This is a genomic window from Brachybacterium sp. HMSC06H03, assembly GCF_001807385.1.
Lineage (GTDB): Bacteria > Actinomycetota > Actinomycetes > Actinomycetales > Dermabacteraceae > Brachybacterium > Brachybacterium conglomeratum.
The window spans coordinates 1-9,344 of record NZ_KV788769.1; the positions used below are offsets into that span (position 1 = coordinate 1).

The 9,344-nt window shown below is 71.4% G+C and carries 8 protein-coding genes; 4 read left to right on the top strand and 4 right to left on the bottom strand.

Going from position 1 to position 9,344, the window contains the following annotated elements; translation table 11 throughout:
• Positions 1-69: 69 nt before the first annotated feature.
• The 4 genes from HMPREF3159_RS07830 to HMPREF3159_RS07845 form a co-directional block, all read right to left on the bottom strand.
• The gene (locus tag HMPREF3159_RS07830; protein WP_070500525.1) at positions 70-1,641 is read right to left on the bottom strand and encodes an ABC transporter ATP-binding protein; all 1,572 of its coding nucleotides are present in this window, start codon (positions 1,639-1,641) and stop codon (positions 70-72) included.
• A gap of 103 nt (positions 1,642-1,744) precedes the next feature.
• On the bottom strand, positions 1,745-2,860 hold the full coding sequence (locus HMPREF3159_RS07835) for a BMP family lipoprotein (protein WP_070500526.1): 1,116 nt from the start codon (positions 2,858-2,860) through the stop codon (positions 1,745-1,747).
• Positions 2,861-3,049: 189 nt separating this feature from the next.
• Complete coding sequence (locus HMPREF3159_RS07840) at positions 3,050-4,291, bottom strand: M20 family metallopeptidase (protein WP_070500527.1); 1,242 nt, start codon at positions 4,289-4,291, stop codon at positions 3,050-3,052.
• An 82-nt stretch (positions 4,292-4,373) separates the two neighbouring features.
• Entirely contained in the window at positions 4,374-5,510 is a 1,137-nt protein-coding gene (locus tag HMPREF3159_RS07845; protein ID WP_070500528.1) for a mannose-1-phosphate guanylyltransferase, read from the bottom strand.
• A 264-nt stretch (positions 5,511-5,774) separates the two neighbouring features.
• Here HMPREF3159_RS07845 and sdhC point away from each other — a divergent pair, with 264 nt between their 5' ends.
• The 4 genes from sdhC (at position 5,775) to HMPREF3159_RS07865 (ending at position 9,234) form a co-directional block, all read left to right on the top strand.
• Positions 5,775-6,152, top strand: coding sequence for a succinate dehydrogenase, cytochrome b556 subunit (gene sdhC / locus HMPREF3159_RS07850; protein ID WP_083305863.1), 378 nt, complete (start codon positions 5,775-5,777; stop codon positions 6,150-6,152).
• A gap of 5 nt (positions 6,153-6,157) precedes the next feature.
• Complete coding sequence (locus tag HMPREF3159_RS07855; protein WP_070500529.1) at positions 6,158-6,613, top strand: succinate dehydrogenase hydrophobic membrane anchor subunit; 456 nt, start codon at positions 6,158-6,160, stop codon at positions 6,611-6,613.
• A gap of 84 nt (positions 6,614-6,697) precedes the next feature.
• Entirely contained in the window at positions 6,698-8,473 is a 1,776-nt protein-coding gene (sdhA, locus tag HMPREF3159_RS07860) for a succinate dehydrogenase flavoprotein subunit (RefSeq protein WP_070500530.1), read from the top strand.
• A complete protein-coding gene (locus HMPREF3159_RS07865) occupies positions 8,473-9,234 on the top strand; it encodes a succinate dehydrogenase iron-sulfur subunit (RefSeq protein WP_070500531.1) in 762 nt (253 codons plus the stop codon). Before sdhA ends, HMPREF3159_RS07865 begins: the two co-directional genes overlap by 1 nt.
• The last annotated feature ends 110 nt before the right edge of the window (positions 9,235-9,344 follow it).

The following is a 9,344-nucleotide window of genomic DNA, read 5'->3' on the forward strand; positions in this document are numbered from 1 at the left end:
GGGCGTCGGCGGCGCCCGCGCCGACGCCGGGCGCGGAGCCGGCGGCGCCGGCCTCGAAGAGGGTGCTCATCACGCGATGTCTCCTTCGTCGGCGAGCTGGGAGTCGGTGGTGCGGGCGCCGGCGGCGACGGCCTCACGGGCGGCCTCGGCGGTGTAGCCGGCCATCATCAGGCCCAGCACGTCGCGGTCCTCGTCGCCGGGGACGATGCCGAGGATGCGGCCGCGGTACATCACGGCGATGCGGTCGGCGAGCTGGGTGACCTCGTCGAGCTCGGTCGAGACGATCACGACGGGGGTGCCCTTGTCGCGCTCGTCGAGGATGCGGCGGTGGAGGAACTCGATCGAGCCGACGTCCACGCCGCGGGTGGGCTGGGAGGCGATCAGGAGCGCCAGCTCGCGGTTCAGCGCACGGGCCATGACGATCTTCTGCTGGTTGCCGCCGGACAGCGTGGACGCGGCCGATGCCGCCGATCCGGTGCGGATGTCGAACTCCGGGATCAGCTTCCTCGCGTTCTCGGCGATGGCCTTCAGCGACATCGACACCGCCGTGCCGAAGGGGGTGCGGTCGTGCTGGTCCAGCACGAGGTTCTCGGCGACGGAGAAGTCCGCGACCAGCGCGTCGTGGGTGCGGTCCTCGGGGACGAAGCCGACGCCGGCGTCGAGGATCTGCTTGGTGGAGCGGCCCACCAGCTCGCTCCCCTCGAGGCGGGCGGAGCCGGCGACGGTGTCCTGCAGGCCCAGCAGCGCCTCGGTGAGCTCGGTCTGGCCGTTGCCCTGGACCCCGGCGATGCCGAGGACCTCCCCGTGTCGCACCTCGAAGGAGACGCCGTCGAGGGTGCGGGTGCCGGCCTCGTCGGTGACGCGGAGGTCCTCCACCTCGAGGGCGATCTCGCCGGGCGCGGCGGGCGCCTTCTCCTGAGCGAGGGAGACCTGGCGGCCGACCATCAGGGAGGCGAGCTCGGCCTGGTCGGCCGATGGATCGGCCTCGCCGACCACCTTCCCGCGCCGGATCACGGTGATCCGGTCGGAGACGGCCTTGACCTCGCGGAGCTTGTGGGTGATGAAGACGATCGAGGTTCCCTCGTCGCGCAGCTGGCGCATGATCGTCATCAGCTCGTCGGTCTCGTGCGGGGTGAGCACGGCGGTGGGCTCGTCCAGCACGAGCACCTCGGCGCGGCGGCTGAGGGCCTTGATGATCTCGACGCGCTGCTGGGCGCCGACGGGGAGGTCCTCGACCAGCGCGTCGGGGTCGAGGTCGAAGCCGAAGCGAGCGGAGATCTCGCGCACGAGCTTGCGGGCGGCGGCGAGGTCCAGGAGGCCGCCGCGGGTGGGCTCGTTGCCCAGCACCATGTTCTCGGCGACGGTGAAGACGGGAACGAGCATGAAGTGCTGGTGGACCATGCCGATGCCGGCCGCCATCGCGTCGCCCGGGTCGGAGAAGCTGACGGGGCGATCGTCCAGGAGGATCTGGCCGCCGTCGGGGCGGTACAGCCCGTACAGCACGTTCATCAGGGTGGACTTGCCCGCGCCGTTCTCCCCCAGCAGGGAGTGGATCTCCCCCGGTTCGACGACCAGGTCGATCGCATCGTTGGCCACGAAGGACCCGAAGGTCTTCGTGATGCCGCGCAGTTCGAGCTTCACAGCACTCGCTTCCGTCGGTGCCGGCCGAGCTGCTCGGCCGTGCGGTGTGGGACATGGGACGCGGTCCCCGCCCTCGGGGCGGGGACCGCGCTCATGACGGGGCTCAGGCGCCCGCGGGCGAGGCCTCGGACTCGACGACGACCGTGCCGTCGATGATCTCCTGCGTGAGGGCGTCGATCTCCTCGCTGAGCTCGGCGGGGACATCATCCTCGAAGTCGTGGAAGGGTGCCAGGCCCACGCCGCCGTTCTCGAGGGTGCCGACGTACGGGGTCGCGTCGTACTCGCCGCCGGCCGCACCGGTGATGACGTCCTCGACGCCCACGGTCATCTCCTTCATGACGGAGGTGAGGATCGTGGACTGCGCCTCGGGGTCGGCGGAGTTGGTCTCGTAGCCGTCGGCGTCGACCCAGATCACCTTGCGGTCCTCGCCCTCCTTGGCGGAGGCGAGGGTGCCGGCGCCGACGGGACCGGCGACCGGCATGACGATGTCGGCGCCCGCGTTGTAGAACTCGTCCGAGACGGCCTTGCCCTTGGACTGGTCCTCGAAGGTGCCGACGATGGAACCCTGCTGGGACTCCTTGTTCCAGCCGAGCACCTCGACCTCGGTGCCGTGGGTCTCGTTGTAGTGGGCGACGCCGTCGGCGTAGCCGTCCATGAAGATGGTGACGGTGGGGATGTCCATGCCGCCGTAGGTGGCGACCTTGCCGGTCTCGGTCATGCCGGCGGCGAGGTAGCCGGCGAGGAACGCGGCCTGGGCGGTGTCGAACTCGAGGGGCTTGACGTTCTCGAGCTCGATCGGGTTGCCGTCGGCGTCCTGGGCGGTGGAGTCGACGATGGCGAAGTCGGTGCCCTCGTTGGCCTGGGCGGCGGTGCCGGTGGCGGGGGCGAGGAGGAAGCCGACCGTGATGATCAGGTCGCAGCCCTCGGTGACCATGTTGTTGATGTTCGGGGCGAAGTCGGAGTCGGTGGTGGACTCGGCGGTCTGCTGCTGGATGCCGAGGTTCTTCTCGGCATTCAGCAGGCCGTTGTAGCTGGACTCGTTGAAGGACTTGTCGTCCCAGCCGCCGGAGTCCGAGACCATGCAGGCCTTGTAGTCGCTCGCGGCGCCGCCGCCGGCGTCGCTGCCGCCGCCGGACGTCTCCTCCGGGGCGCTGCCGCAGGCGGCGAGGGTGAGAGCCCCGGCGCCGGCGAGGGCGAGGGCACGCGTGATGCTCTTCATGGGTGGTTCCTCCGGTGGGAGTGCGAGGGGCCGGGAGCGCCCCGAGGGTCCGGGCGACGTCGCTGTCGCGGTGCGATTGGACGATAGCCCTGCCGGACGCATGGTGAGCACGGGTTGAGCGTTCAGCCCCGAACCGTTATGAAATCGACGCGGAGGTGGCGCCGGGGTGAACTCCGGCGGCCTCCGGGGTCAGGCGGCCTGCAGGTCCCGCTGCACGCACGCGGCGGCGAGCACGCTCGCCCCGATGCCGATCGCGCGCTCGTCGATCATGAGGTCGCCCATGTGGAGGTCGTAGGTGCGTCCGCCGGGGGTGCGGGTGCCGAGGCGGGCGAGCGCCCCGGGCACCTTCTCGAGGTACCAGGCGAAGTCCTCGCCGCCGAGGGACTGGGCCGTGGGGTCGAGGTTCTCCCGCCCGAGCACCCCGCGCACCGCGGCGGCGAGCACCTCGACGCTCTCGGGGCTGTTGGAGACCGGCGGCACCCCGCGGTCGTGGGTGACCCGCGCCTCGACTCCCCAGGGGCGCACGAGATCGGCCAGGACCTCCTCGAGCAGCTGCTCGGCCCGGTCCCAGGCCTCGTGATCCAGGCAGCGCAGGGTGCCCTCGAGGGTGCCGGCGCTGGGGATCGCGTTGAAGGCGGAGCCGGCGTGGATCGAGCCCCAGGTGAGGTTCACGCCGGAGCGCGGGTCCATGCGCCGCGTCAGCGCGGCCGGCAGCTGCGTCGCGATCGAGCCGAGCGCGTAGACGAGGTCCTGGGTGAGATGGGGGCGGGAGGTGTGTCCGCCCGCGCCGCGCACCTGGATCCGCACCGGATCGGTGGCCGAGGTGATCGGGCCGGACTTCAGGCCCACGTGGCCCACGTCCACGCCCGGGTCGCAGTGCAGGGCGAGGATCGAGTCGACGCCGTCCAGGACGTCCTGCCCGATCAGCTCGAGCGCGCCGCAGGGATGCATCTCCTCGGCGGGCTGGAACACCAGGCGCACGCCGCGGCGCAGCGCGCCCTCCTCGGCCACCCGCACCAGCGCGGTCGCCGCGCCGAGCACGGCGCTCATGTGCACGTCGTGGCCGCAGGCGTGGGAGACGCCCTCGACGACGGAGCGGTAGGGGACGGTGCTGAGCTCGGGGATCCCGAGCGCGTCCATGTCCGCCCGCAGCCCCATCAGCTCCAGCGACGGGTCTGCGCCGGGGATGTCGCAGATCAGGCCGGTGGCGGCCATGCGCTTCGGCGCGAGCCCGAGGGCGGTGAGCTGCTCGGCGATGAAGTCGGTGGTGGCGTGCTCCTGGTGGGAGAGCTCGGGGTGGCGGTGGAGGTGGCGGCGCACCTCGCGCAGGGCGTCGCCGCGCTCGGCGACGGTGCGGGCGATCAGCCCCTCCGGTCCGAGCATCGCCCGCTGCTGCGAGGTCCCGACCAGCGTCTGCTGCGACTGCTCCACGCGTCCGCTCCTGTCCTTTCCTGTCCTCGACCGCCCTGACCGCCGTTCGCCTCCTGCGGCGATGCGGGTCCGGCGGTGCGGGTCAGCGCAGCCGGCCCAGCCCCTGCTCGTCGAGCCGGCCGACGAGCTGCTGGAGGGCCTGCGCCTTCTCGTCGGCGAGCACCAGCAGCGCGTCCTCGGTGTCGACGATGCTGACGCCCTCGAGCCCGACCAGGGCGATGTGGCGATCCGTGGAACCGTACACCGTGGCCCGGGAGGAGAGCGCATCGACGCTCGCGCTTCCCACCACATGGACCTCGGTGCCGTCCTCGCCGCGGCGCACCTCGCCCTCGCGCTCGCGGAGCTGGCGGGCGAGCGCCGCGAAGTCGCCGACATCGTCCCAGTCGAACTCCGCCGGGACCACCGCGACCCTCCCCTGCGCGGCGAGCGGCTCGGCGAGGGCGTGGTCGATCGCGATCGCGGTCATCGTGGGCCAGACGCGCTCGAGCACCTCCTGCTCCTCGGCGCCGCCGTGCGCGGCTGCGATCTCGCGCGCCCCGGCGGCGAGGGCGGGGATCTGGACGGCGAGCTCGTCGAGCAGCACCGAGGCGCGCACCACGAACATGCCGGCGTTCCAGCGCAGGCCCGCGTCGACGAAGGCCTCGGCCCGCTCGCGGTCGGGCTTCTCGACGAAGCGCACGACGGGCTCGGCACCGACGGCGCGCAGGCGCGCGGAGAGCGCGGGGTCCGCTCCCCCGTCGCCCGCGGACTCGATGTAGCCGAAGCCGGTCGACGGCGAGGTGGGGGCGATGCCGAGGGTGACGAGGAGGCCGAGCTCGGCGGCGTCCCGGGCGGCGGTGACGGCGCGGGCGAAGGCGGCCTCGTCCTCGATGAGGTGGTCGGCGGCGAAGGAGCCGATCACGGCCGCCGGCGACTCGCGCTCCACGTGCGCGGCCGCGAGCGCGATCGCGGGCATGGAGTTGCGGGCCGAGGGCTCCGCGAGGATGCGCACGTCCTCGTCGAGCTGCTCGCGCACCGCTGCGACGTGAGCGCGGCCCGTGACGACGATCGGGGGCCGGTCCGCGAGGGGCGCGAGGCGGTCGAGTGTTAGCTGGAGCAGGGAGCGGCCCTGCCCGGTGAGGTCCAGCAGGAACTTGGGTCGGGCGCGACGTGAGAGCGGCCACAGTCTGGTGCCGGAGCCTCCGGCGGGCACCACGGGGACGAAGGGGGCTTCAGGCATGAAGCCAGCGTATCCAGCCTTCGACGGGCCCCTGGGCACCGCCCGCCGACGCGGCCGGGGCGGGCCCGCCCGCCTCCTGCCTGGTGCTACGCTGAACCTGCCCCTGTCGGGGGCGATGATGATGTCGCCGTGTCGCGAAACGGCCGCCCGAGGGCGCCGAGCGCTGCAACGGCCGCGGGGACCTCGGTCCCCGGGGTCCCGCGCCGCGCGCCGCGGAGCACCGTCGAGCTCCCGGCGACATACCGACGCTTCTGGAGGAACTCCGTGACTTCCGCCCAATCCGGGACGCTCTATCGCGGACGCGAGGGCATGTGGTCCTGGGTCGCCCACCGCATCTCAGGAATGGCGATCTTCCTGTTCCTGCTCGTGCACGTCCTGGACACCGCGCTCGTGCGCGTCTCGCCCGAGGCGTACAACGAGGTCATCGGCCACTACAAGACCGTCGTCTTCGGCCTCGGCGAGGTCGGCCTGGTCGGCGCCGTGCTCTTCCACGCGCTCAACGGCCTGCGCATCATCCTCGTGGACTTCTGGTCCAAGGGGACCGTGCACCAGCGCAAGCTCTTCTGGGGCGTCGTGATCGTGTGGGCCGTCCTGATGGCCGGCTTCCTCCCCCGCCACCTCATGCACATGTTCGGAGCGTGATCCCCATGTCGACCTCCACCACCTCGATCCCGGATCCCTCCACGCGCTACCGCCGCACCGGGCAGCGCGGTCTGAACGCCGAGATGCTCTCGTGGATGTTCATGCGCGGCTCCGGCGCGCTGCTGGTCATCCTCGTCTTCGGCCACCTCTTCGTGAACCTGTGGCTCGGCGACGGCGTCAAGGGCATCGACTTCGCCTTCGTCGGCGGCAAGTGGTCCTCCCCCTTCTGGCAGGTCTGGGACCTGCTGATGCTTTGGCTGGGCCTCATCCACGGCGGCAACGGCGTGCGCACGATCATCAACGACTACTCCCGTGGCGACCGCACCCGCATGGTCCTCAAGGCCCTGCTGTACTTCGCGGTCGTCGTCACGATCGTGCTGGGCACCCTGGTGATCTTCACCTTCGATCCCTGCCCCGTCGGCGCCGAACCGAGCCTGCTGCCCTCCTTCTGCGAGGGCTGACGCCCCCGGGGCGGCCGGACCCCGGCCGCCCCTCCCCTTCCTCACGCACTTCACGGTCTTCCCGGAACGGAGCAGTCACCCGACATGCAGACCCATAACTACGACGTGGTGATCGTCGGCGCCGGCGGCGCCGGGATGCGCGCGGCGCTGGAGTCCTCCAAGCGCGCCCGCACCGCGGTCGTCACCAAGCTCTATCCCACGCGCTCCCACACCGGCGCGGCGCAGGGCGGCATGTGCGCGGCCCTCGCCAACGTCGAGGAGGACAACTGGGAGTGGCACACCTACGACACCGTCAAGGGCGGCGACTACCTGGTGGACCAGGACGCCGCCGAGGTCATGGCCAAGGAGGCCATCGACGCGGTGCTCGACCTGGAGAAGATGGGCCTGCCCTTCAACCGCACCCCCGAGGGACGCATCGACCAGCGCCGCTTCGGCGGGCACACCCGTGAGCACGGCGAGGCACCCGTGCGCCGCGCCTGCTACGCCGCGGACCGCACCGGCCACATGATCCTCCAGACCCTCTACCAGAACTGCGTGAAGCAGCAGGTGGAGTTCTTCAACGAGTACTACGTGCTCGACGTGCTGATGACCGGCGATCCCCGCTCCGACGAGGGCGTGCGCGCCTCCGGCGTGGTCACCTACGAGCTCGCCACCGGCGAGATCCACGTCTTCCGAGCGAAGTCGGTCGTGTTCGCCTCCGGCGGCTTCGGCAAGATCTTCAAGACCACCTCGAACGCCCACACCCTCACCGGCGACGGCCCCGCGATGGCGTTCCGCCGCGGCATCCCGCTGGAGGACATGGAGTTCTTCCAGTTCCACCCGACGGGCCTCGCGGGCCTCGGCATCCTGCTGTCGGAGGCGGCGCGCGGCGAGGGCGGCATCCTGCGCAACAGCGAGATGGAGCGCTTCATGGAGCGCTACGCCCCGACGCTGAAGGACCTCGCCCCCCGTGACGTGGTCGCCCGCGCGATGGCCAACGAGGTGCGCGAGGGCCGCGGCGCCGGCCCGAACAAGGACTACGTCTACCTCGACCTCACCCACCTCGAGCCCGCGCACATCGACGCGAAGCTCCCGGACATCACCGAGTTCGCGCGCACCTACCTGGGCGTGGAGCCGTACACCGAGCCGGTGCCGGTCTTCCCGACCGCGCACTACGGCATGGGCGGTATCCCCACGAACATCCGCGGCGAGGTCCTCGCCAACGCGACCGACGTGATCCCCGGCCTGTACGCGGCCGGCGAGACCGCGTGCGTGTCCGTGCACGGCGGCAACCGCCTGGGCACCAACTCGCTGCTGGACATCAACGTCTTCGGGCGCCGCGCCGGCATCGCCGCCGCGGAGCACGCCGCGGAGGTCGACCTGCCCGAGCTGCCCGAGGGAGTGGAGACCCCCACCGTCGAGCTGCTCGAGCGCCTGCGCGACCGGCCCGCGACCGAGGACCGCATCGCGAACATCCGCATCGATCTGCAGGAGCTCATGGACGCCAACGTCCAGGTGTTCCGCACCGAGGAGACCTGCCGCACGGCGCTGGCCGGCATCAAGGACCTCAAGAAGCGCTACGAGACGGTCGCGATCCAGGACAAGGGCCGCCGCTACAACCTGGACCTGATGGAGGCCGTGGAGCTCGGCTTCCTGCTCGACCTGGCCGAGATCGTGGCGCTCGGCGCGCTGAACCGCAAGGAGTCCCGCGGCGGCCACTTCCGCGAGGACTTCGAGAAGCGCGACGACGTCAACTACCTCGAGCACACCATGGCCTACCGCACCCTTCCGGGTGAGGAGGGCGTCGAGGGCACCCCGATCCGTCTGGGCACCAAGCCCGTCGTGATCACCCGCTACGAGCCGAAGGAGCGCACGTTCTGATGACTGCCGTCGCCGAGAAGCCCCAGGCCGAGTCCGATGCCGGTGCGGTCCCCTCGTTCGAGGTGACGCTGCGCATCGCACGCTTCACCCCGGAGGACGACAAGGGCGTCCACTGGCAGGACTTCACCGTCACGATGCATGGCACCGACCGTGTGCTCGACGCCCTGCACGAGATCAAGTGGCACGTGGACGGCTCGCTGACCTTCCGCCGCTCCTGCGCCCACGGCGTCTGCGGCTCGGACGCGATGCGGATCAACGGCCGCAACCGTCTGGCCTGCAAGACGCTCCTGAAGGACCTCGACATCACGAAGCCCATCACGGTCGAGCCGATCAAGGGCCTGCCGGTGGAGAAGGACCTCATCGTGGACATGGAGCCGTTCTTCGACTCCTACAAGGAGGTCATGCCGTTCCTGGTCGCGGGCGGTCAGGAGCCCAGCCGCGAGCGACTGCAGTCCGCGGAGCAGCGCGAGCGCTTCGACGACACCACCAAGTGCATCCTCTGCGCCGCGTGCACCTCGTCCTGCCCCGTGTTCTGGACCGACGGGCAGTACTTCGGCCCGGCCGCGATCGTGAACGCGCACCGCTTCATCTTCGACTCGCGCGACGACGCGGGCGAGCAGCGTCTGGAGATCCTGAACTCCAAGGAGGGCGTGTGGCGCTGCCGCACCACCTTCAACTGCACCGAGGCGTGCCCGCGCGGCATCCAGGTGACCAAGGCGATCGCCGAGGTGAAGCAGGCCGTGATCCGCGGCCGCGTCTGATCGCTCCCCTCCGCCGGTCACCGGCCGGCGCAGCTCCTCGACGGGACCCCTCCGCTGCGGCGGAGGGGCCCCGTCGTCAACGGCGGGCGCGCCGCCCGGGGCCCACCCGC

What these genes read in the sequence shown, in the direction of transcription:
- HMPREF3159_RS07835 (WP_070500526.1), bottom strand. Translation starts at nt 2,860, where the DNA reads ATGAAGAGCATCACGCGTGCCCTCGCCCTCGCCGGCGCCGGGGCTCTC.
- HMPREF3159_RS07845 (WP_070500528.1), bottom strand. Translation starts at nt 5,510, where the DNA reads ATGCCTGAAGCCCCCTTCGTCCCCGTGGTGCCCGCCGGAGGCTCCGGC.
- HMPREF3159_RS07855 (WP_070500529.1), top strand. Translation starts at nt 6,158, where the DNA reads ATGTCGACCTCCACCACCTCGATCCCGGATCCCTCCACGCGCTACCGC.
- sdhA (WP_070500530.1), top strand. Translation starts at nt 6,698, where the DNA reads ATGCAGACCCATAACTACGACGTGGTGATCGTCGGCGCCGGCGGCGCC.
- HMPREF3159_RS07865 (WP_070500531.1), top strand. Translation starts at nt 8,473, where the DNA reads ATGACTGCCGTCGCCGAGAAGCCCCAGGCCGAGTCCGATGCCGGTGCG.